This window comes from Vibrio galatheae, from assembly GCF_000967545.1.
In the GTDB taxonomy this organism is placed as follows: Bacteria; Pseudomonadota; Gammaproteobacteria; order Enterobacterales; family Vibrionaceae; genus Vibrio; species Vibrio galatheae.
The window spans coordinates 205250-228481 of record NZ_JXXV01000014.1 but is presented as its reverse complement, the minus strand read 5'-3'; the positions used below and the strand labels follow the sequence as shown (position 1 = coordinate 228481).

Genomic DNA, 23232 nt, shown 5'->3' with positions numbered 1-23232 from the left:
TGCCCACACAGATTGATAGGTCTATATTTTTAAAGAGCTTCGTTTTGGGCTCTGCTCAAAACGGACGGCCATTTTATCGATATAACTTTCAGTGTCAAACACTTTTTTCGTTATTTCTTTGAAAGTTTATTGTTAACTTTCACCGTCTTAGTTGCCATTGCTTTTCAGCTCGGTATCCCGTGGCAACGGAGGCGCATTATAGAGAGTTCGACTCGAAGCACAAGAGCTAAATTAAAAAAAATCGCCCACACTCAACTGTTCGCTCATCAAACAACCAACCCGTCTAAAAAGAGAGCAAAAGAGCCCTAAAATAGGGCTCTTTCAACGTTTCAATTATCACAATTATTGATGTGCGATGATCTGATCGTTATTAACTAATAGCTTCACTGGCTTATCTGGCACCACTTTACCTGCAAGGATCGCTTTAGCTAATGGGTTTTCGACACTTTGCTGAATGGCTCTTTTAAGTGGGCGTGCACCATAGACGGGGTCAAAGCCAACCTGAGCAATCAAATCTAACGCTTTGTCAGAAACTTCCAATGAATAGCCTTTTTCTTCCATTCGTTTCGAAAGACGCTCTAACTGAATCGTTGCAATTGACTTGATATGGTCTTGGCCAAGTGGGTGGAACACAACACTTTCATCGACTCGGTTGAGAAATTCTGGGCGGAAGTGTTTACTTACCACATTCATAACCTGCTCTTTCATGCCCTGATAATCCACCGAACCGAAACTCTCTTGAATTCGCGTCGAACCCAAGTTTGATGTCATGATGACAACGGTATTGCGGAAGTCGACAGTTCGACCTTGCCCATCAGTTAGGCGGCCATCATCAAGAACCTGCAACAGAATATTGAAGACATCTGGATGCGCTTTTTCCACTTCATCAAGCAAAATGACTGAGTAAGGCTTACGACGCACAGCTTCCGTGAGGTAGCCGCCCTCTTCATAACCGACATAACCCGGAGGCGCGCCGACAAGACGAGCAACAGAGTGTTTCTCCATAAACTCTGACATATCGATTCGCACCATTGCATCTTCACTATCAAACATGAAGCTTGCGAGCGTTTTACACAGTTCTGTTTTCCCTACCCCTGTTGGGCCTAAGAACAAGAAAGAACCAATCGGTTGATTTGGATCAGACAGGCCAGCACGACTGCGACGAATCGCATTCGAAACAACCTCAACGGCTTCGGTTTGACCAATCACGCGTTTGTGCAGTACATCTTCCATACGTAGCAGTTTTTCTTTCTCTGCTTCTAACATCTTAGAAACCGGGATGCCGGTTTGTTTTGAAAGCACATCAGCGATTTCATTGTCTGTCACTTTGTTCTTCAGCAAAGTCATCTCTTGCATTTCTGCTTGAGTGGCTAAATCGAGCTGCTTTTCCAATTCAGGGATACGACCATATTGAAGTTCAGACATTCTATTGAGATCGCCCGCGCGACGCGCAAACTCCATGTCCATTCGCGCTTGTTCTAACTCAGACTTGATGTGTTGCGTACCTGACAAGGCTGCTTTTTCAGCATTCCATACCTCTTCAAGCTCAGCAAACTCTCTCTCTTTATCTGAGAGTTCGTCATTTAATATCGTTAAACGCTTTTCACTCGCTTCATCATGTTCATTGGTGAGCGCTTGCTGCTCAATTTTAAGTTGGATGATTTTACGCTCTAGCTTATCCAAAGACTCTGGTTTAGAGTCAATTTGCATTCGAATACTCGAGGCCGCTTCATCAATCAAGTCAATGGCTTTATCGGGCAATTGACGATCAGAAACATAGCGGTGAGATAAACTGGCCGCGGCTACGATGGCAGGATCGGTAATTTCAACGTGGTGATGTAGCTCATAGCGCTCTTTTAAACCACGCAAGATAGCGACGGTATCTTCGACACTTGGCTCATCGACAATCACTTTCTGGAAACGACGTTCAAGCGCAGGATCTTTCTCAATATATTGACGATATTCATCAAGCGTTGTCGCACCAACACAGTGAAGCTCACCACGCGCTAATGCGGGCTTTAGCATGTTGCCCGCATCCATTGAACCTTCACCTTTACCGGCACCCACCATGGTATGAATTTCATCGATAAAGAGAATGATATTGCCTTCCTCTTTCGACAACTCATTGAGCACAGACTTTAAGCGCTCTTCAAACTCGCCACGATATTTCGCCCCTGCCACCAGCGCTCCCATATCGAGAGAAAGGACGCGGCGATTACGTAGCCCTTCCGGCACTTCATTATTAACGATCCGCTGCGCGAGACCTTCAACAATCGCGGTTTTACCCACACCTGGTTCACCGATAATCACCGGATTGTTTTTCGTTCTGCGTTGGAGCACTTGAATAGTGCGACGAATTTCATCATCACGACCAATAACAGGGTCAAGTTTTCCCTGTTCAGCTCGCTCAGTGAGATCGATGGTAAACTTCTCTAACGCTTGACGTAGTTCTTCAGCATTAGGGTCGTTGACTTTTTGTCCACCACGCACTTTATCTATCGCTTCTGCAACTTTCGCTTCCGTTAAACCTAGCTCTTTAAGTAATGCGCCCAGTGGGCCTTTGTCTTCTAGCGCCGCAAGTAGAAAAACTTCAGAAGAGATGTAGGCATCTTGGCGCTTCTGGGCGACTTTATCGCACAGGTTGAACATAGTTCCCATAGCACTAGAGAGCTGTACGTCACCGCCAATACCACTCACCTTGGGCAAGCGGTCAAGAATTTCACTTAACTTAGAGCGTAAGTGGGTAACATCAACATTCAGCATGGTCAAAAGCGGTCGAATCGGGCTGCCATTTTGATCCATCAGTGCCACCATTAGGTGTACTGGTTCTATATATTGATGATCGCGACCTAAAGCTAATGATTGAGCGTCAGATATAGCGATTTGGAATTTACTGGTAAATCTGTCAAGACGCATACCTACCTTCCTACCTCAACTGAGAAAAATTAACTAATCAGTATGAAAGATGGCTACGCGCAAAGAGATTTTCAAGGGGGATAAAAAGTGTATTGAGGAAATAAGCAGATTAATTGTCTATCCAGATAAACGTCGCTTGCCTACCAGTGATACCATCGCGTCGGTAAGAATAAAAACGTTGTGGATCGTCATAAGTGCAGAGATTGCTGTAATAGATCTGGCTAACACCTACCCGATTAAGTCGCTGAGTCACCAACATATTCATGTCGGCCAGCCATTTTCCTTCTGTCGCTTTAGCCATAAAGGCTTTTTTTGCTTCAGGAATAACGGCAGTGAAAGCATCAACAACGTCACTACCTACTTCAAACGCTTGAACTCCAATAGCAGGGCCAATCCAAGCCAACACTTCACCATCAAATTTCTCGACAGCATTTTCAACAATACCATTGGCTAAACCACGCCATCCTGCATGAACCGCAGCGACCTGAGTCCCTTGAGCGTTAGTCAAGAGTACAGGCAGGCAATCGGCCATCATCGCTGCGCACACTACCCCAATACTGTTACTAAAAGCGCCATCAGCATCAAAAATTTCTGAAGTGGGAGTGGCACGATCAACATTAAGCACGTGGGTTGAATGAGTTTGATTGAGCCAGATAGGGGCTTGAGGCATATTGGCATACTCCTCAAGCGCTAAACGGTTTTTACGTACTGTTTGGATATCATCCCCAACATGCGTCCCCAAATTCAAGCCTTGGTAAGCACCTTGAGAAAACCCGTCACAACGCGTCGAAGCAAAGGCTTTTACACGCTGAGGGGCTGGCCAGTTGGGAATGATGATTTCCATGATTAAAACTCTTCTTGCAGTCCGTGCTCTTGTGCATCTTGACGAAGTGCTTCAGCCATCTCGACCATATCGTCTGGTACTGGGGCATGGAACTCAACTTCTTCGCCGCTGATTGGATGTTCAAATTTTAGCATTACAGCGTGCAGCGCTTGGCGATCAAAACTGCGAATATGATTCGCCAACTCTTCTGAGGCACCACTTGGAATACGAGCACGACCACCATAGGCACTATCGCCTAATAGAGGATGCTGTAGGTATGACATATGAACACGGATCTGGTGAGTGCGGCCTGTTTCAAGACGCAGACGAATACGTGTATGTTCACGGAAGTGCTCAGCCACACGATAATGAGTAACAGCAGGTTTGCCTGTAGGCGTCACCGCCATTAATGTGCGTTTGGTTGAATGACGACCAATTGGTTGTTCAACGCGCCCTCCAGCCGTCATTCGACCAATCGCTATCGCTTCATACTCACGAACAAAATTACGTTTTTTCTGCAGAGCACGAACCAAACGTGTTTGCGCGGGTACCGTCTTGGCAACCACCATTAAACCTGTGGTGTCTTTATCAAGGCGATGAACAATACCTGCCCGAGGGACTTCGGCAATATTCGGGTAGTGATAAAGTAACGCGTTAAGTACGGTACCATCAGGTGTTCCGGCCCCTGGGTGAACAACAAAACCACGCGGCTTATTGATCACTAAGATATCGTCGTCTTCATAAACGATATCCAAAGGAATATCTTGCACTTCCCAGCGCTCTTCATCTTCAAGTTCCGCTTGCAGAATGATCTCTTCGCCACCCATCACTTTGGTGCGAGGTTTAGTGACGACTTCACCATTAACTTGCACTTTACCGTTCAGCAGCCACTCTTTGAGGCGCGAACGAGAGAAATCGGCAAATAATTCGGCGATAGCTTGGTCAAGGCGTTGGCCTAGTTGACTATCTTTTACTGTGTTTGTTAACTCAATCTGCTGGGCCATATCGAACTTTTTTAAAAACTGTGAGACTAATTGTCACTACTGTGGAAAAATATACTATTTGGACATTGTATCTGTTACGCAATAGAAAGTAACGGAAGCAACAGAAATATTTATCTCAAGGAATCGAATCCTGACATGAAAAAGCATACTTTATCTGGCTTGTTGGCATTATCTGTACTGGTAGGCTGTTCTAGCAGCGAAGAAATTGTTCCAGATGTGCCACCGTCTGAGCTTTACTCAGAAGCACAGGTTTCGCTTCAAAGTGGCAACTGGCTGACCGCTATAGAAAGATTAGAGGCCCTAGATTCTCGCTATCCATTCGGTGCTTACTCAGAGCAAGTCCAACTCGATCTGATCTACGCATACTACAAAAATGACGATCTGGCGTTAGGTTTAGCGACCATTGAACGTTTTATGCGCCTAAACCCAACCCATGAAAAGCTCGACTGGGTACTTTACATGCGCGGCCTGACGCACATGGCACAAGATCGTAATTTTATGCACGACGTGTTTAACATGGACAGAAGCGACCGCGATCCAGAACCAGTAAAAAGCGCCTTTGCCGACTTTAAGAAGTTGCTAGAACGATACCCAGATAGCCCTTATGCCGAAGATTCACAAAAGCGTATGTACGCACTTAAAAATCGACTGGCAAATTATGACCTTGCGACTGCAGATTTCTACTTACGCCGCGAAGCCTGGGTCGCCGCGATAAAACGAGTTCAAGAGCTGCAAAAAACCTACCCTGATACCGAAGCTGCACGTAAATCACTAGAGATTCAGTTAGAGGCATACCAGCAACTTGGCCTCGAAGATGCGGTGAAGAGAACCGAGCGACTTATTGAACTCAACCCTCAATAACTTACTAATTTGATAGGAAAAGCGCCTTCATTATTGACGGCGCTTTTTTATTGCTGATTTTTGCGCACAGCGATATTTGCAACTACATTTAATCAAGGTAGTTTTGAGGTATATCATGCTGCGGACAATTTTCGTAATTTTACTATTCACTCTCACCATTCATACAGCTCAGGCGCTGTCGTTGTCTCCTTTGCACAAGCAGCCATACTTTGGCGATCTGTCGGTGCTAGAAAAAAAAGGAGTTATCCGAGTTTTGGTCGCAGCAGACTTAGGCTTCTATTATGTGGAAGGCGGCAAGCCAAAAGGGATACTTGCCGAACTGCTCTATCACTTCGAAAAAGAGCTTCGTCAACACTCATCGTACCTAAATCTGCAAGTCATACCGGTTCATCGAGATGAGCTCATCCCCTCTCTTGAAAAAGGTTATGGGGATTTGGTTGTGGCAAATCTAACCATAACTCAAGCCAGACTAAAAAAAATAGACTTTAGCGCCCCCGTACTGAGAGATGTTCAAGAACTCGTCATCACTCACACCAGTGTGGAACCTATGACCTCCCTTGAGCAACTAAGTGGTAAGGAAGTTTGGATTCGCGCCAGCTCTAGTTATTTCGAAAGCCTTCAAAAACTTAATCAAACACTCAACAATCAGTCTTTACAACCTGTAACTGTACATTTTATTGAAGAAACGCTCCAAGATTATGAGCTGGTTGAGATGATTAACCAAGGGCATATTCCAGCGACTGTACTGGATAGCCACAAAACTGAATTGTGGCTGAAAGTGATGGAAAATATTCGTGCTCACTCCGACATCCCGTTACGCAAAGATGGGCAAATAGCCTGGGCAATGCGTAAGAACAGCCCTAAACTAGCAGCATTTGTCAATCAATACCTCAAGGATTACCGCTCCGGAACCCTGTTAGGAAATGTAATTTATGGCAAGTACCTCGACAATACCCAATGGTTGAAACGGATACTAAACCCAAACCATGTCAGTAAACTTGACTCTCTATCACCGTTATTCGAGCTTTACTCCAGTGAGTACAGTTTTGACGCCTTGATGATTTCGGCGCAAGGCTTTCAGGAGTCTGGGCTAGATCAGAACAAAGTGTCACATAAAGGGGCGGTCGGTGTGATGCAAGTTCTGCCGAGCACGGCAAAAGATCCTAACGTCAATATTCCCGACATATATCAAGTCGACAACAATATTCACGCAGGTGTGAAATACATGCGCTTTATCAAAGACCGCTACTTTGACCAAAAAAATATCTCACCTGAAGATCAGGTGTACTTCTCGCTGGCCGCCTATAATGCTGGTCCTGCCAACATACGTAGAATGCGCGCACTGGCCGAGAAGAATGGCTATGACCCAAACAAATGGTTTCGCAACGTTGAAATCGTTACCCGAAGAAATATTGGTCGAGAGCCCGTGCACTACGTATCGAACATCCACCGTTACTTTATCATTTACAAACAACTCAGTGTGTTAAAAAAAGTAAGAGAGACCAATACCGCAAAAAGCACCGTAATTGAAAGTGGTGTTGATTAAAAAAAGATGGAGAATAAAGAAAGCCTTAGGCCATGAATTGAGGTCACATTTTTCAACGGTCAATTTGTCAGCAGGCTTTTTTATCAAGCCGTACTCAGCCCCTAAAAAACAGTTGAATTTTAGCTTGTTACTTCCTTCAATCTAACGCGATTTTTCACTGACACAAGCTTTTTCAGTTCACAACCAACACACTATTTGAGATAGATCACGTTTGAATTTAACATCGTAAAACACCCATCATAAAGAGATCTAGATCACATTATTTTCGCTTTGGATGAGTAATCTGGAGTTAACCCATGAGGGATGACACAGAGGAAAACATCTATGAAAGTAAACATCACTGGTAAAAACATCGACATCACCTCTGCAATCCGCACTCACATTGAGAGCAAGTTTAAAAAGTTAGAAAAGTGGCAAGTAGATATCATTGGTTGTCAGGCCAGCTTCAGCGAGGAGCCGAACAAACAGAAGAAATTTGAAGCTGTGATTACCGTACCGAAAGGACAGCTGGTTGCTTCCGCTATTCACGAAGATTTATACGCTGCCGTTAACGAGGTAGAACAGAAACTAGAGCGTCAGCTAAACAAACTGCGCCATAAACCTGAAGCTCGCCGCACTGATAAGCCAGAGATCGAAGAAGAAGTAGAATAGAACTTTATTTATAGGATCGCAGCAATAGCGCCGAAAGGCGCTATTTTTTTGCTTGACGCTCTATGGCGTGTTGCTTATTGTGTTTAGGAGTTCACTACTTAGTTAATAATTATGCACCAAACCACACTGTTCTTTTTTGACTTCTTTTTTCTCCACTAAGCTTGGAGGCTCTCTCGTTTTCGAAAGATAAGTCAAAAACGAACAGAAAGCCTCCCAAAGGGAGGCTTTTTTTATAAGGAAACCAGGATGACTGACCAGAAATACTCACTTGAAGAAATACGACTGCGTTTAAACGAACTGGACGATCAGCTACTTCAGTTACTTTCGGAGCGTCGCCAAATGAGTATTGAAGTGGCCAAAAGTAAGGTGGAAACATCGAAGCCTGTACGTGACGCCGAACGTGAACAGCAACTGCTCGTTAAACTGATCAACAACGGCTTCTCGAAATACAACTTAGATGCTCAGTACATCACTAAACTATTCCACACCATTATTGAAGATTCAGTCCTCCTTCAACAGTCATACCTGCAAAATTTAGCCAACCCAGAACTAAGCAGAAAGCCACTGGCTCGCGTTGCTTTTCTGGGATCTAAAGGTTCATACTCTCATTTGGCGAGTCGTGAATACTTCAGCCGTAAGAACACCGAACTCATTGAACTAAACTGCGAACACTTTAAAGAAGTGACACATACCGTAGAATCAGGCCATGCTGATTTTGGTGTTCTGCCAATTGAAAACACCAGCTCAGGTTCAATTAACGAAGTGTATGACCTGCTACAGCACACTACCCTTTACATTGTCGGTGAATTGACTCTGCCAATTGAACATTGCTTAGTCGCGACATCTGAACTGCGTTTAGAAGAGATAAAAACACTCTATTCGCACCCTCAGCCGCACGCTCAGTGCAGTGAATTTTTAAGCAAACTCGCAGGTGTCAAATTGGAGTCTTGCGCCAGCACCGCGGATGCGATGCAAAAAGTGAAAGAGATGAACCGCTCTGATGTCGCCGCGATTGGTAATGCATCTAGTGGTAAACTTTACGGCTTGCAACCCATTCAGAGTAATATCGCTAATCAAACCGAAAATCACACTCGCTTTATCGTCGTCGCACGTAAGCCAGTCGAAGTATCTGCGCAAATCCCAGCCAAAACGACACTCATTATGTCGACATCTCAGCAAGCTGGTTCGTTAGTCGAAACCTTACTTGTCTTGCAACGTTATGGCATCAATATGACTAAGCTTGAGTCGCGTCCAATTATGGGTAACCCGTGGGAAGAGATGTTCTATGTTGATCTGGAAGCTCACCTAGACTCTCAAGCAATGCAGCAAGCGCTAAATGAACTGACGAAGATCACCAAGCACCTTAAGGTACTGGGTTGTTACCCAAGTGAAAATGTAAAGCCAACTCAGGTAAAACTGTAATAAATATATCTACATAGCTCAAATTACTACCATATAGTTGCTGACACAATTCACTAATATTCATACTATCTGCGAATATCTAGTTGCATATTAGTCTCGTGTCAGCGCTATCCAAACTGACTCTGATAAGCAGTACATTTGTGATTTATCCATTAAGGTACCTTCAAGTCAGTATGAGAGCCTCATTTCTCCTCTTATTCACCCTTCTTAGTCTATCCGCTAGGGCCGACGACGATAGTCTCAAAGTTTACATGTGGGAGGACACGCTCTCTGTCCAAGTACAAACGGATTGGCAACAGCAAACGGGCATTCCTCTCACTTTATCGCACTTTGACAATGACGATGAACGCAGCCTGTTAATGATGAAAAGCCTCCAACTGCCTTTTGATGTTGTGGTATTAGATAATGTTTCCGCACAAATTTATGGTCGACTGGGTGCTTTTGAAGATATATCCACACTCAATAACCGTTCAAACAATGACAAAAAATGGAATAAAGCCTGTGGACGCTATGCTGTTCCCTATTTTTGGGGCACCGTTGGCATTGTATATCGAACCGACATGAGCTCTCGACCACCCGAGACTTGGCAGGAATTTATCTCACCTTCACCGTTGTTGGCTGGCAAGATAGGCATGCTTAACGACAGTGTAGAAAGCTTTCTTCCTGTATTGTACGGGTTGGGACTATCACCAGTGACAAAAGATCCACTCGAGTTGCAATCAGCTTATCCAACAATGCTTAAATTCAGCGAAAACGTACTGACTTATGAGTACATTCTGAGCCATATTCGCAGCCAAGAAAAACCAAATCAGCTTCAAATGGCACTCGCCTACAGTGGTGATCAATATTCTCTGAATCGCTTTTTTAACCAAGACACATGGGATTATGTAGTGCCTGATGGGGAAATGTTTCTCTGGGTCGACTGCTTAGCCGTAACCAGTCATTCCGCCAACAAACAGCAAGCCATCGCCTTTCTTGAATACCTTATGTCTCCCAAAGTGGCTGCAACAAATGCAATGGATATCAAAGCCGCTACTCCTAATTTAAGTGCACTAAAACTATTGCCCGATTGGTACTTAAATGATGCATCATTGTTTCCACCAGCGGAAAGAATGAAAAACGTGCGTATTGATAGCGAACTCTCCCCTGAAAATATAAGCCTAAGAGCAAAAATAATTAACCAAATACTTAAACGTCATGAAGCTAAACACTAGAGTCTTGCTGCTCGTTGCGCCAGTCATTTTGTTAAGTGCTGCTGTCTCTAGCTATAGCATCTACTTTAATCAAAAAGACGCTTTAATTAAGCGAGAGCAAAGTTACCTTCAGCTCTCGATGGAAAAACTAGCCGGCCACTTTCGTCAATCAACGGCTTTGCTCAATAGCTATTCTCTGACCTTGACCAAAAGCGACATTATTCGTCACTACTTTGGACAACCAGAGAATCCCTATCGAGAGATGAAGCTAATTGAAAATTTACAATCGACTATCGAAAATCTACAGCCCAGCAAACAAGATAATTTCGCAGTGGCGATTGTCGATGGGAAAAATCAGGTTCGTTTTTATGCCGACAACCAAAACGACCCTTTCTCCGTCTTAGATGAGAATGTTCGCCAATACGTGCAGCGCACCTATCAAACGACGGGCAAAATGAGCCATACAGGCTTCACTCAAAGCTACCAGGGACAAAGTATCTTAATTCGCTATGATGTGTTGGATGAGAGTACTTTGATGTCACCGCTAAGTTACAACAAAGATCAGATCTTTTTTATCGTGGTTTCGCTCTCGCTGGAAAAGTTTGACCAACTCAAACATATTCTTGAATTTGATAACGATAGCAGTATCTATTTCTCACCCAACCCTGTACATAAACCGGGGCTTACCCAATCTGTGGAGCTCAAGTCGGGCTTATACGCCGTGTTGGATCCTGCGCAATACCTCATTACTCAAAAGCTCGCAAAAATAGAGCAACGCCTTATGTTGTCTTTTGGCATCTCCTCACTGATGACGGTGTTAATTTTACTCTTTCTACTCTACCGGCATGTCATCCAACCCATCACGCACCTTGACCGCCAGTTGCAAGAAGTTGAACTACGCAAACGTTCTAATATAGAAAAGCTAGAGAATAACAATGAAATTGGCCGTCTTTCTGCCCGTTTCTACGAGATGTATCAAGAACTTAACTTGAGCTATCAAAAAACCAAAGCCATGGCCGAGAACGATCACCTAACGCAGTTAGCCAATCGTTATCAATTTCAGATGTATGTGGAGCGCACCTTAGCCAACAAGTTTAATTATAGCTATGCTTGGATTCTCTACATCGACTTGGATAACTTTAAGTATGTGAATGATAAATATGGTCATCATGTTGGTGATTCACTGCTGGTCAACTTTGCCGAGCACATAAAACGAATAAGCCAAGACAACGAGCAACGTTATGGCATTAAGTCATTAGCCTCACGGTTATCCGGCGATGAATTTGCTATTTTTATTGCCGCAAATCAGTCTGGCATGTATGCAGATACCATTGCACATTCGGTCCTTGAACCAATTCAAAATCATACGAATGCCTCGATCGGCAGCTTTCCTATTACAGCCAGTATTGGGATTGCTTCCTACCCCGAAGATGGCACAACTCTCGCTAAATTGTTGTCCCACGCAGATACGGCAATGTATCAAGCAAAGCGTGCAGGCAAAAACCAGATAGCGCACTATTCGAAAGAATTAGACAAGCTGGTTCAACGCCGAGCTCAGGTCGAGCGAGCACTGCGCAATGGCGATTTAGAGAATGAATTCACTCTGCTATATCAACCCTATTTTGATCGTGACGGGATACAAATATTAGGTGTCGAAGCGTTGCTACGCTGGGATTCACCTAAACTTGGCAAAGTCACACCAAGTGAGTTTATCCCGATTTCAGAACAGATTGGTTTATTTGGCACGATCGATAGGTGGGTCATCAAGCAAGCCTTTATCGACTTTCAACAATTGCAAGACTGTTTCGACAGCCCGATTCAACTGTCAATAAACCTCTCTTCTGCTGAGTTAGATTCGTTGCAACTGGCCGCTGATATCCAAACACTAATGGAGCAATACCCGGTTCAACCTCACCTGATAGATTTTGAGATTACAGAAACATTTGCTTCAGATTCTCAAAGTTACTTGCTACTACATGAATTGGCGCAAGTCGGCTTTAGATTGACCATAGATGATTTTGGCTCGGGCTACACATCAATCACCCAGCTGGTTGAATACCCTGTACAAAAAATCAAATTTGACCGTGAATTCTTGGAAACCATCATTAAGACCAACAATCAACAAGTGGTGAAACCTTTGGTTGATCTTTGTCATTCGCAATCTATGATGGTCACCGCTGAGGGGATTGAGTCTGCAGAGATGCATCGCTGGCTGGCAGATAACCAGTGTGACTATATGCAAGGCTACTATTTATCTCCTCCTCTTTCTCTTACGCAATTGCGTATGGTACAGACAAGCTCAAAAGGAAACTTCCATGTCGGTGAAGACGGTTATTGTAGCTTCGCTTAACCCCGCTAAATTCAATGCAGTAAAAACAGCCTTTGAAGCAACATTCCCGCAACAAGCATTTACCTTTACGGGCGTTAGCGTGGACAGTGGCGTGAATGATCAACCCATGTCCAATCAGGAAACCCACTTGGGTGCGTTAAATCGTGTCGCCAATGCGAAAGTCGTCCACACCAACGCAGACTATTACGTTGGGCTTGAAGCTGGCATAGAAGACTCAGTGACCTTTGCTTGGATGGTGATAGAATCTCATACTCAGCGCGGTGAATCTCGCTCAGCAAGTTTAATGCTACCGCCGATTGTGATAGAAAAACTGAAAAGTGCTAACGAGTTAGGCGATGTGATGGACGAGGTCTTCGCGACAGAGAATATTAAGCAAAAAGGCGGGGCAATCAGCTTACTGACTCACGATCGCCTAACCAGAAGCTCGGTCTACCATCAAGCCCTGATACTTGCGCTAATTCCATTTGCTAATCCAGAACATTTCCCAAACAATTTATAGTATCGATTAGAAAATAAGGATGCCGAAGCATCCTTATTTATTTTCTAATAGCGTTGCAATGAGCTGTTTTTCAGCATCACTCTTTGATTTGAGTTCATTCGAGCCACGGGTAATAGTAGCAATGCCAACCCCCAACATTTGGCTTATCTGCCTTTGCGATAGCTCTCCTTTGAGAAGCTCGCGGAAAATATTGACTCGAGCAACAAGCGCTTCACGCTCATCGGGTGTTAACAACATGGTCAGCAGCATCTGATGTTGCTGTGACTCTGTACTGTGTTCAATCAGATCTAAAATCTGCTGCCAATCTTTATACTCAGGTTCCAAAGACATCTGCTGGGTACTCGCTAATATTTCGCGTTCAATTCATGCGGATTTAAAAAGGGTCCATCAACACCCAACACTTCTCGATAATACGTTTCAAACATTAGGATATTCTGTACATACCCGCGGGTTTCTTTAAATGGGATGGCCTCGATAAACGCATAAGCATCGAGTTTTCCTTGGGTTCTTTCCCGCCAGGATTCTACTCGATGAGGCCCTGCATTATACGCAGCTAAGGCAAAAATTCGATTGTTATCGTAACGTTTAAGTAAACCATCCAAATAGTGGCTGCCTATTTCAATGTTTTTCCCCACTTGGTAGAGGTCTTGATAACCCTGATAATCGAGTTTGTATTTCTTCGCTGTGTACTTGGCGGTGGAAGGCATGATTTGCATGATGCCACGAGCCCCCACTGAAGATCTCGCTTCAATATCCAACGCACTTTCTTGCCGCGCCAACGACATCAAGGTAATAGGATCAATACTGTGTTTATCTGCATAAAAATCAAACCACCAGCGATGAGCGACAGGGAAACGAATTTCTAGATTGTCCCACATTTGGGCTTCGATACTAGCGGTGACCGTTAAGTGGTGCCAACCTTTAAATGATGCAAATGCCGCCAGCATCTCCTTCTGTGGCTTATCCGATCGCTCTAGCAACCAACGCCATTCACTTTTCGCTGCTGCAATTTTATCTCTATCAATCAGCTCTTCAACGCGAATCAAGTCCGTACGATAGTCTTTCAACAACTCTTGATTGAGTGAAATGACCGAGGTTGGATAATGTATCGAACGTTTAAGCTCTTTCGCCGCAGCCACACTATAAAAATTACGTTGCCCGACAATCGCTTCCATTCGTTGCTGACCAACTAGATGCTCCCCCTGAGCGATTTCACTGCGCCCCAACCAGTACTGCCAACGTAAACTGAGCTGATCATCCTGTGGCAATTTTTCGATCCATTTTTCGACATCTTGCCAGTCAGCAAATTGAATCGCCAAACGCACGCGGCGCTCCACTAGCGACACATTCGACGAGCTGGCGATTTTCTTATCTCGCCACGCTGCCAATTGCGCTGATTCCGTGTTGATCAACCGAAAAGCGATGTAGTCTGCTAATTTTTGCGCAGCGACATTATCAAAATGCTGACCTTTGATGACGGCGTCAAACTGCTGCTGAGCCATCTCTGCGTCTTTGCGGGCGAGTTTCTTTAGTGCCAATTGAGTTTGGGTTTGATAAAACTCAGTGACCTTGTTCTTCTTCGCAAACACTTGTACAGATTCAGGTTTTGCAAACAGAGCAATCATCTGCTCAGCCTGACGTTTCGCTTGAGTTGAATCGAGCTGCTTTTGTAGATAACGCATGAGTTGTCCATTGCGCGCTTCAAACGCGAGCAACATACGATCTAGAATTAATTGTTCACTCTTAAGCCCAGCTCTGTCCCACTCTTCAAACAAAGGGTCACAAGCGTCGGCAATACTATGTCCAGATAACCAAAGCTTTTTTGCCCCAGTAAAAGCAAGTTTCTTGTCGCCCGCTTTCGCATGAGCGTTGTAGTAATAACACTGGTACGTTTCACCTCTAGGCTCTACGGTTTGAAATTCGAGCAGCGTGTGCCATTTCTCTTTTCTTGCTAAGGCATCAATATACGGTGCACGCATTCGGTTAGAAAATGGCAGCGAGTAATAGTCTTTAATAAACTGAGTCACTTCACTTGGTGAGCGGTCTCCAATATCAACCAGAAAACTACGATAGTCGACATAAGGCGTGAGTGGATAATCTGCGATTTGAGGTCGTATCTTGTGATATTGAGCGACTTGCTTATCATCAAGTAACGCCTGAGCTTGATCGTATAAGTCTCGCTGCTGTTGGAGAGTTGTCGCCACTGCTGATGTGGCAAAGCTTGCGCTGCAAACCATCGTTGAAACCATCAAAACCGATGAAGGAATGCGATGCAGCGACTTGAGAAAAGTCAGCGTCATAAGAGTCTCATCCTGAGATTAGAAATCTATGGTGTTCCCTATTAAGACTTATTGTAAACAGCACTGTAAAGCACGTAGATGTAAATAATAATAAATTCACACAACTGTGACATCTAGCTTGCTTTGGACAAATTATTGCTTAGTAATTCATCAGCAATCACTATCAATTTCAGTGTCTCGCTTTCTGTGGTAACAAACTGAGTTCGGTTAGTATAAAATAACCTTTTACGTGAACTGACTATTTAGGAACGATCGGCAATGGCTGAATACGTATATACCATGTCGCGCGTGAGCAAGATTGTGCCACCAAAGCGACAAATTCTTAAAGACATCTCTCTTAGCTTCTTCCCAGGCGCCAAAATCGGTGTTTTGGGTTTAAACGGTGCAGGTAAATCTACTCTGCTACGCATTATGGCTGGCATCGATACTGATATCGATGGCGAAGCACGTCCACAACCTGGCCTTAATGTTGGCTACCTTCCTCAAGAACCTGTTCTAGATGAATCGAAAACCGTTCGTGAAATCGTTGAAGAAGCGGTTTCTGACGTTGCGGGTGCAATGAAGCGTCTTGACGAAGTATACGCAGCCTATGCAGAACCTGACGCTGATTTCGATGCGCTGGCCAAAGAGCAAGGTGAGCTTGAAGCTCTAATTCAAGCCAAAGAAGGCCACAACCTAGAGAATGCACTAGAGCGTGCTGCCGATGCACTGCGCCTTCCTGAATGGGATGCCAAAATCGCAAATCTATCTGGTGGTGAGCGCCGCCGTGTCGCTATCTGTCGTTTGCTTCTGTCTAAACCAGACATGCTACTGCTCGACGAACCAACCAACCACTTAGACGCTGAGTCTGTTGCTTGGTTAGAACGCTTCCTCGTTGATTACACAGGTACTGTTGTGGCCATTACCCACGACCGCTACTTCCTTGACAATGCGGCGGGTTGGATTCTTGAACTTGACCGTGGTGAAGGTATTCCATGGCAAGGTAACTACACCTCTTGGCTAGAGCAAAAAGATGCACGTCTGCAACAAGAAGCCTCACAAGAGAAAGCACGCCAAAAGACGATTGAGAAAGAACTGGAGTGGGTACGTCAAAACCCGAAAGGTCGTCAATCAAAATCTAAAGCGCGTATGGCTCGTTTTGAAGAACTGCAAAGCGGTGATCGTCAGAAGCGCAACGAAACTAACGAACTGTTCATCCCACCTGGTGAGCGTCTAGGTGACAAGGTTATCGAAGTGAACAACCTCACCAAGTCTTTTGATGGGCGCGTACTGATTGACGATCTATCGTTCAGCATTCCTAAAGGTGCCATCGTCGGTATCATCGGTGCCAACGGTGCAGGTAAATCAACACTATTCAAGATGCTAAGCGGTACAGAGCAACCTGATGCGGGTACGATTGAAATGGGTGAAACGGTGAAACTGGCGTCAGTTGATCAGTTCCGTGACTCAATGGATGATTCCAAAACCGTTTATCAAGAGATTTCCGAAGGTGCGGATATCATCAAGATCAACAACTTTGAAATTCCTGCACGTGCCTACTGCTCGCGCTTCAACTTCAAAGGCTCAGATCAACAGAAGGTGATCGGTGAGCTGTCTGGTGGTGAACGTAACCGTGTTCACTTAGCTAAGCTACTGAAAGCCGGCGGCAACGTACTGTTGCTCGACGAACCAACCAACGACCTTGATGTTGAAACGCTACGTGCGCTAGAAGAAGCTCTGCTAGAGTTCCCTGGTTGTGCCATGGTTATCTCGCACGACCGTTGGTTCCTTGACCGTATTGCAACCCACATCATCGACTACCGCGACGAAGGTCAGGTTAACTTCTACGAAGGTAACTATACTGAGTACATGGAGTGGTTGAAGAAGACTCTTGGCCCAGAAGCTGCGGAGCCGCATCGCATCAAGTACAAGCGCATGACTAAGTAAATACGCTTGATCTTTGTGCAGAGGCCGCTAATATTAGCGGCCTTTATTATATAGCTCACAATACGGATAACTCTGTATTGATGAAAGCGAAGAATGAGAACAACCGCGCATAGCAGCCACTTTAGTTTTGTTACTCTTACGAGTTGAAATATAGAGAGAAGATTATGATCGAACGTCGTCGTTTTTCGCGTATTGTTTATCAAACTCAAGCAACACTGACACAAGATACCACCTCAATAGTAGCCTTAGTATCGGATTTATCGCTGCACGGACTGTTAGTCAGTAGCGAACAATCAAGCTTGCTCGATAGAGATAAACCAGTAAATGTTGAATTTTCGCTGGCAGGAAGTGATGTCACGATCCAACTTGTAGGAAATATTGTTGGGCTTAATAACAATGTGATTCGTCTGAGCATTGATCATATTGATATTGAGAGTATCGGGCACTTAAAGCGATTAGTTGAGTTAAACGTAGGTGATGATGAACTGTTACACAGGGATATCGAACACCTCTCAGATCTCGGTGAATACACCTAATCTAACCAAAATATGTCGAATAAAATAACCATTTCTATCCCCAACTCATCGGGGGTACAACGTTTTGATGTTTCAAGAAAAGCCCTTTTGACTACGATAGCGCTGTTGAGTGGCACTCTTATCTCTGGGGTCGGCTACGGCTACTATCAATGGCAGCAAAAACAACAGACTCAAGAGAAGTACTCGTCACTCACTATTAAACTCAGTGAGCTAGAAATGCTGTACGAGGAACAAGTCGATACCACGCACTCTCTCTCACAAGAGTTGGAAGAAAAACGTAACCAAATCCATGTATTAGGCAAACGTGTCTACGATGTGGAATCTGTTCTTGGTTTAGCCGATGACACCTTGCTTGATGACGCTAGTTTGGAGAACCGCATCGATGCTGCGGCCGTTGACTCTGCGGTACGTGCGACTATGTTTCGCATGATTCCTAACGACTCCCCCATGCATTATGAACGCATTTCGTCTTCATTCGGCCGACGTACCAATCCAATCACAGGTAAAAGGCATACCCATACAGGTATCGATTTAACGTGTAAGCGCGGCGAAGAAATTTACGCCCCTGCCGATGGCGTTGTAGAAACCGTTCGTCCTAGTAAAAAAGGCTTTGGTAATTTCTTAACCGTACGCCACTCGTTTGGGTTTATGAGTTCGTACGCGCACCTCAACCGCTTTAATGTTCGTAGTGGACAGTTTGTCAGTAAGGGGGATGTGATTGCGACTTGTGGTAATTCAGGCAATTCAACAGGCCCACATTTGCACTACGAAGTACGATTCTTAGGTCGAGCGCTTAACCCACAATACACCATTGATTGGACACCAGAAAACTTTAACTACCTGTTTGAGAAAGAAAAGAAAGTAAAGTGGGCCCCCTTGGTGAAATTGATTGATGACACGGTAAGGTTACAAGTGAACTTGACCAACAACCCTTACCAAGATAGCTCAGTCAATACAGTAAAAAATGACCAAGAGTCAAACGTTGAGACAGTGACCATTCAATAATTACTTTGCCATAAATACTCAAAGAGCGACCATCTGGTCGCTCTTTTTCTATCTCTACTCGCTTAGCACTCTAGCCGCGATGGATAGAGTCATTAGCTTGCTTTAATAGATTTTGGCTCTCTGCGAGGAACTGGGTCGAGTAATCACCAAACCAATCACTGACTTTATTAAAGCTTTGTACAAAAGCCTGTTTATCTCGACTATCAAGAATGTCTAGAGCTTCACCAAAACAGCGGTGGAAGCGTTTGATCATATCAATATTCTCTTGCGAAGAAAGAATGATGTCGCCATAGAGGTTCGGATCTTGACCAAACAGACGACCAACCATCGCCAGTTCCAAACGGTATATCGGTGAACTTAGCTGAAGTAGCTGATCAATATTTGGGTTTTCACGACTTAGGTGCAAACCATAAGCAAACGACGTAAAGTGTCGCAGAGCTTGAATCAAGGTCATACCATGGTCGTGGTCACTGGCGTCAATCTGACACAAGCTTGCGCCCCAGATAGAAAATTGCTTGAGCAGCCATTGGTATTGTTCACTACCACGTCCATCACAGTAGACAATCACCTGCTTAGCTAAACTTGTCACATCAGGACCAAACATTGGGTGCAAACCAACAACAGGCCCTTTATGGACATTGAGCATCGCTTGCAATGGCTTAGACTTAATTGAAGTTAAGTCACATAAAATGCAGTCTGATGGTAAGTTACCCAGTTTTTCAATCACCCCTTCAGTCAAATGAATCGGCACGGTCACAACCACCATGCCTGCATTGGCAAGCAACTCATCAGCACGATGCCAATCTTTACTGCCAAGCACTCTGACATCATAGCCAGAAAGCTTAAACATGCGACCAAACAGTCCACCAAGTTGGCCGTTACCACCGACAACAACAATCGAACGCAGCTCGGGATTAAGACATTTAAAACCAGAGTCTTTCTCACTGGCGTATGACTCACGCATAGTGCGACGCAAAATGTCTTCTATCAGCTGCGGCGGTACACCCTTTTTCTCAGCTTCGGCACGTCGAGAGGCCAGCATCGCCGCCTCACGATCCGGTGCATAGATGGGCAAACCATGCTCACTTTTTACCTCACCCACCTTCTCAACAAGTGAGAGCCGTTGGGCTAACAAATCCAGAATCTGTTTATCGACTGCGTCTATCTGATCACGCAATGCATTCAATTCAACTGCCATTGATATTCCTTGATATTACCCTTTCAGACGATTTTCTAGGAAAGGAACTAGCTCTTCGTGTGCATGACGTAATAGTGCCTCAGTTGTATCCCAATTGATACACGCATCAGTGATTGAAACGCCGTACTGCATCTCACTTAACGGAATATCTGAAGATTGATTACCTTCGTTAATATGACTTTCGATCATCAAGCCAATAATCGATTTGTTGCCTTCACGAATTTGATGAATCACATCTTCTGCCACCAAAGGTTGACGACGAAAATCTTTGCGCGAGTTAGCGTGGCTACAATCGATCATCAATGATGCATCAAGACCATGTTTCGCCATATCTTGCTCACATTCAGTAACAGAAACCGAATCGTAGTTGGTCTGTTTACCACCACGTAAGATCACATGACCGTTCGGGTTACCTTGAGTGGTTAACAGCGCCACTTGGCCTTCAGTGTTAATCCCCATAAAGCGGTGGCTAGAAGAAGCCGCTTGCATCGCATTAATCGCGGTCGCTAAGCTACCGTCAGTGCCGTTTTTAAAGCCGATTGGCATTGACAGACCACTGGCCATTTCACGGTGTGTTTGCGATTCTGTAGTGCGCGCACCAATTGCCGCCCAGCTAAATGTATCAGCCAAGTACTGAGGGCTGATCGGATCAAGCGCTTCTGTTGCAAGTGGAATTTCCATTTCAGCAAGTTCAACCAGAAGTTCACGGCCAACATGGAGGCCATGCTCGATATCGAAAGAGCCATCTAGGTGTGGGTCGTTAATTAACCCTTTCCACCCCACCGTCGTACGAGGCTTTTCAAAGTACACTCGCATCACAATGTACAATTGGTCGCTCAGTTGCTCTGACAATGCCTTTAAACGCTTAGCATATTCCTTTGCCGCTTCGATATCGTGAATTGAACATGGACCACACACAACCAACAAACGATGATCTTTCTTATGAATGATGTCTGCGATAGTTTGGCGTGAGTGTTGAATAAAACGACGCGCATTGTCACTCAAAGGTAACTTTGCTTTTAACTCTTGTGGTGTAATAAGGACTTGCTCGTCGCTAATGTTAATATTGCTCAATTCACTTTTTTGCATAACTCAAACCTGTATATTTATTTTTACACCTAGTTATCTTTACATTTACTAGACTGGAATAACCAATAAAATAACAGCCTAAAAATAGATTTCAAGATGTAAACAATAAAAAACATAAATGTAAATTTATATTTACACCAAATATTTAATAGAACTTTATTGCTAAAACATGAGTTAAGCATGTTTTCCGTATGCTTAGTTAACTAAAATAGGCGCAAATCCCGCTAACTTAATCGCTATGGATCTGATTCTCTCTCTACTCCAACAGATGTGTGTCTACCTCGTCCTCGCTTATATGCTGAGCAAGACACCGATTTTTCTGCCTCTGCTTAATGTCTCCAATCGATTAAGTCACAAATTAAGTACCTACGTCCTATTTTCACTCTTCTGCATCATGGGGACGTACTTTGGCTTACAAATCAGTGATGCGATTGCTAATACGCGTGCCATAGGTGCGGTCATGGGTGGACTATTTGGCGGTCCAGTGGTGGGATTCTTTGTCGGGCTTACCGGCGGCCTTCACCGCTATCACTTAGGCGGATTTACCGACCTCGCCTGTGCAATTTCGACCACAGCTGAAGGATTAATTGGTGGCCTGTTTCACATTTACTTTTTACGTAAAGGCAAATCCGATCAGCTATTTAGCCCGAGCGTGGTGTTCGCCATTACCTTGATTGCGGAAATCGTCCAGATGCTAGTCATTTTGATCGTCGCTAAGCCATTTGATCAAGCCTATGCTCTGGTTTCGGCGATTGCAGCGCCGATGATTATCGCCAACTCGGTCGGTGCCGCACTGTTCATGAGTATTTTGCAAGATAGAAAAACCATATTTGAAGAGTACTCCGCTACGTTTTCCCGCCGGGCACTCAACATTGCTGAGCGCTCTGTTGGTATTCTTGCTTCGGGATTTAATGTACAAAATGCTGAGAAGATTGCACGTATCGTCTACGAAGAAACCAGTGTAGGTGCGGTCTCAATCACCGATGACGAGAAAATCCTCGCCTTTGTCGGCATTGGTGATGATCATCATAAGCCCAATACCCCGATCTCGTCGCAAAGCACATTAGATGCGATAAAACAAAATGCCATCATCTATCTCGACGGCGCCGAGAAGCCTTATCAATGCTCGATTTCCGCCAATTGTAAGCTTGGTTCTGCGTTAATTATTCCACTGCGTACTGGTGAGAAAGTGATAGGTACCATCAAACTTTACGAGCCGAAAAGAAAGCTTTTTTCGACCATCAATATGTCAATGGCCAAAGGAATAGCTCAGTTGCTGTCGAGTCAAATTTTGTTTGGCGACTACCAGCAGAAACAAACCCTACTGTCACAAGCTGAAATTAAGTTGTTGCATGCGCAGGTCAACCCACACTTTTTGTTCAATGCACTAAATACCATCAGTGCTGTGATCAGGCGCGATCCAACCAAAGCGCGTGAACTCATTCAGCATCTATCACAATTTTTCCGCAGTAATTTGAAGCAGGATATTGAGACGGTAACACTCAAAGAAGAGCTGGCCCACGTCAATGCCTACCTTACGATAGAAAAAGCACGCTTCACTGACCGCTTAGAAGTAACGATTGATATTGATGAATCACTATTAACACGTAAAGTGCCCACGTTTACCCTTCAGCCTTTGGTTGAAAATGCGATTAAGCATGGTATTTCCAATTTACTGGAAGGCGGAAAAATACGCATCTACAGTCAAATGAGTGAATCGGGCGCGCAAGTGGTGGTGGAAGATAATGCCGGAAGTTACTCTCCACCAGCAGATGACCATCAGGGTCTCGGTATGCAAATTGTCGATAAAAGGCTGACCAATAAATTTGGCCGTACTTCAGCGCTCAATATCGAAGTCGACGCCAATCACTATACTCGGATGAGTTTTCTCATCCCTAACACGAACTAAGGTA

At 44.5% G+C, this 23232-nt stretch carries 18 protein-coding genes and 1 other annotated feature; of the genes, 11 read left to right on the top strand and 7 right to left on the bottom strand.

From position 1 onward, the window contains the following. Positions 1–342 precede the first annotated feature (342 nt). From clpB to rluD, 3 genes are all read right to left on the bottom strand, one after another. On the bottom strand, positions 343–2916 hold the full coding sequence (clpB, locus tag TW81_RS08100; RefSeq protein WP_045955208.1) for an ATP-dependent chaperone ClpB: 2574 nt from the start codon (positions 2914–2916) through the stop codon (positions 343–345). Positions 2917–3025: 109 nt separating this feature from the next. Next, complete coding sequence (gene pgeF / locus TW81_RS08095; protein WP_045955207.1) at positions 3026–3760, bottom strand: peptidoglycan editing factor PgeF; 735 nt, start codon at positions 3758–3760, stop codon at positions 3026–3028. A gap of 2 nt (positions 3761–3762) precedes the next feature. Continuing rightward, positions 3763–4743, bottom strand: coding sequence for a 23S rRNA pseudouridine(1911/1915/1917) synthase RluD (gene rluD / locus TW81_RS08090; RefSeq protein ID WP_045955206.1), 981 nt, complete (start codon positions 4741–4743; stop codon positions 3763–3765). Positions 4744–4878: 135 nt separating this feature from the next. Here rluD and bamD point away from each other — a divergent pair, with 135 nt between their 5' ends. The 7 genes from bamD to yjjX all read left to right on the top strand — a co-directional run bounded on the left by bamD (position 4879) and on the right by yjjX (position 13265). Continuing rightward, positions 4879–5604: an outer membrane protein assembly factor BamD gene (gene bamD, locus TW81_RS08085; RefSeq protein WP_045955205.1), complete on the top strand. Its 726-nt coding sequence runs from the start codon at positions 4879–4881 to the stop codon at positions 5602–5604. A gap of 115 nt (positions 5605–5719) precedes the next feature. Continuing rightward, entirely contained in the window at positions 5720–7150 is a 1431-nt protein-coding gene (locus TW81_RS08080; protein WP_045955204.1) for an MltF family protein, read from the top strand. A 324-nt stretch (positions 7151–7474) separates the two neighbouring features. Then, the gene (gene hpf, locus TW81_RS08075; protein ID WP_045955203.1) at positions 7475–7801 is read left to right on the top strand and encodes a ribosome hibernation-promoting factor, HPF/YfiA family; all 327 of its coding nucleotides are present in this window, start codon (positions 7475–7477) and stop codon (positions 7799–7801) included. Positions 7802–7914: 113 nt separating this feature from the next. Beyond that, positions 7915–8035 (top strand) — a sequence feature (Phe leader region). Positions 8036–8047: 12 nt separating this feature from the next. After that, positions 8048–9223, top strand: a complete 1176-nt coding sequence (gene pheA, locus TW81_RS08070; protein ID WP_045955202.1) for a prephenate dehydratase — start codon at positions 8048–8050, stop codon at positions 9221–9223. A 173-nt stretch (positions 9224–9396) separates the two neighbouring features. Next, positions 9397–10437, top strand: coding sequence for a polyamine ABC transporter substrate-binding protein (locus TW81_RS08065; RefSeq protein WP_045955201.1), 1041 nt, complete (start codon positions 9397–9399; stop codon positions 10435–10437). Continuing rightward, positions 10421–12766: a putative bifunctional diguanylate cyclase/phosphodiesterase gene (locus TW81_RS08060; protein WP_045955200.1), complete on the top strand. Its 2346-nt coding sequence runs from the start codon at positions 10421–10423 to the stop codon at positions 12764–12766. The genes TW81_RS08065 and TW81_RS08060 overlap by 17 nt, the downstream gene beginning before the upstream one ends. Next, positions 12732–13265, top strand: coding sequence for an inosine/xanthosine triphosphatase (gene yjjX / locus TW81_RS08055; protein WP_045955199.1), 534 nt, complete (start codon positions 12732–12734; stop codon positions 13263–13265). The genes TW81_RS08060 and yjjX overlap by 35 nt, the downstream gene beginning before the upstream one ends. 33 nt (positions 13266–13298) lie before the next feature. Here yjjX and trpR read toward each other — a convergent pair whose 3' ends face one another. Both trpR and sltY read right to left on the bottom strand, forming a co-directional pair. Continuing rightward, complete coding sequence (gene trpR / locus TW81_RS08050; RefSeq protein ID WP_045955198.1) at positions 13299–13595, bottom strand: trp operon repressor; 297 nt, start codon at positions 13593–13595, stop codon at positions 13299–13301. Positions 13596–13609: 14 nt separating this feature from the next. Continuing rightward, positions 13610–15565, bottom strand: coding sequence for a murein transglycosylase (sltY, locus tag TW81_RS08045; RefSeq protein WP_045955197.1), 1956 nt, complete (start codon positions 15563–15565; stop codon positions 13610–13612). A 258-nt stretch (positions 15566–15823) separates the two neighbouring features. Here sltY and ettA point away from each other — a divergent pair, with 258 nt between their 5' ends. From ettA to TW81_RS08030, 3 genes are all read left to right on the top strand, one after another. Continuing rightward, positions 15824–17491, top strand: a complete 1668-nt coding sequence (gene ettA, locus TW81_RS08040; protein WP_045955196.1) for an energy-dependent translational throttle protein EttA — start codon at positions 15824–15826, stop codon at positions 17489–17491. Positions 17492–17655: 164 nt separating this feature from the next. Further along, positions 17656–18027 (top strand): PilZ domain-containing protein, encoded by a 372-nt coding sequence (locus tag TW81_RS08035; RefSeq protein ID WP_045955195.1) that lies wholly within the window; start codon positions 17656–17658, stop codon positions 18025–18027. Between the two features lie 12 nt (positions 18028–18039). After that, positions 18040–19032, top strand: a complete 993-nt coding sequence (locus TW81_RS08030; RefSeq protein WP_045955194.1) for a M23 family metallopeptidase — start codon at positions 18040–18042, stop codon at positions 19030–19032. A gap of 70 nt (positions 19033–19102) precedes the next feature. Here TW81_RS08030 and tyrA read toward each other — a convergent pair whose 3' ends face one another. Next, a complete protein-coding gene (gene tyrA / locus TW81_RS08025) occupies positions 19103–20230 on the bottom strand; it encodes a bifunctional chorismate mutase/prephenate dehydrogenase (protein ID WP_045955193.1) in 1128 nt (375 codons plus the stop codon). A 15-nt stretch (positions 20231–20245) separates the two neighbouring features. Then, complete coding sequence (locus tag TW81_RS08020; RefSeq protein WP_045955192.1) at positions 20246–21319, bottom strand: 3-deoxy-7-phosphoheptulonate synthase; 1074 nt, start codon at positions 21317–21319, stop codon at positions 20246–20248. Positions 21320–21557: 238 nt separating this feature from the next. Here TW81_RS08020 and TW81_RS08015 point away from each other — a divergent pair, with 238 nt between their 5' ends. Then, positions 21558–23228, top strand: coding sequence for a sensor histidine kinase (locus TW81_RS08015; protein WP_045955191.1), 1671 nt, complete (start codon positions 21558–21560; stop codon positions 23226–23228). The last annotated feature ends 4 nt before the right edge of the window (positions 23229–23232 follow it).

Bases quoted from the DNA above. Each gene is read 5' to 3' on its own strand.
- clpB (WP_045955208.1), bottom strand. From the start codon at position 2,916: ATGCGTCTTGACAGATTTACCAGTAAATTCCAAATCGCTATATCTGAC.
- pgeF (WP_045955207.1), bottom strand. From the start codon at position 3,760: ATGGAAATCATCATTCCCAACTGGCCAGCCCCTCAGCGTGTAAAAGCC.
- rluD (WP_045955206.1), bottom strand. From the start codon at position 4,743: ATGGCCCAGCAGATTGAGTTAACAAACACAGTAAAAGATAGTCAACTA.
- bamD (WP_045955205.1), top strand. From the start codon at position 4,879: ATGAAAAAGCATACTTTATCTGGCTTGTTGGCATTATCTGTACTGGTA.
- TW81_RS08080 (WP_045955204.1), top strand. From the start codon at position 5,720: ATGCTGCGGACAATTTTCGTAATTTTACTATTCACTCTCACCATTCAT.
- hpf (WP_045955203.1), top strand. From the start codon at position 7,475: ATGAAAGTAAACATCACTGGTAAAAACATCGACATCACCTCTGCAATC.
- pheA (WP_045955202.1), top strand. From the start codon at position 8,048: ATGACTGACCAGAAATACTCACTTGAAGAAATACGACTGCGTTTAAAC.
- TW81_RS08065 (WP_045955201.1), top strand. From the start codon at position 9,397: ATGAGAGCCTCATTTCTCCTCTTATTCACCCTTCTTAGTCTATCCGCT.
- TW81_RS08060 (WP_045955200.1), top strand. From the start codon at position 10,421: ATGAAGCTAAACACTAGAGTCTTGCTGCTCGTTGCGCCAGTCATTTTG.
- yjjX (WP_045955199.1), top strand. From the start codon at position 12,732: ATGTCGGTGAAGACGGTTATTGTAGCTTCGCTTAACCCCGCTAAATTC.
- trpR (WP_045955198.1), bottom strand. From the start codon at position 13,595: ATGTCTTTGGAACCTGAGTATAAAGATTGGCAGCAGATTTTAGATCTG.
- sltY (WP_045955197.1), bottom strand. From the start codon at position 15,565: ATGACGCTGACTTTTCTCAAGTCGCTGCATCGCATTCCTTCATCGGTT.
- ettA (WP_045955196.1), top strand. From the start codon at position 15,824: ATGGCTGAATACGTATATACCATGTCGCGCGTGAGCAAGATTGTGCCA.
- TW81_RS08035 (WP_045955195.1), top strand. From the start codon at position 17,656: ATGATCGAACGTCGTCGTTTTTCGCGTATTGTTTATCAAACTCAAGCA.
- TW81_RS08030 (WP_045955194.1), top strand. From the start codon at position 18,040: ATGTCGAATAAAATAACCATTTCTATCCCCAACTCATCGGGGGTACAA.
- tyrA (WP_045955193.1), bottom strand. From the start codon at position 20,230: ATGGCAGTTGAATTGAATGCATTGCGTGATCAGATAGACGCAGTCGAT.
- TW81_RS08020 (WP_045955192.1), bottom strand. From the start codon at position 21,319: ATGCAAAAAAGTGAATTGAGCAATATTAACATTAGCGACGAGCAAGTC.
- TW81_RS08015 (WP_045955191.1), top strand. From the start codon at position 21,558: ATGGATCTGATTCTCTCTCTACTCCAACAGATGTGTGTCTACCTCGTC.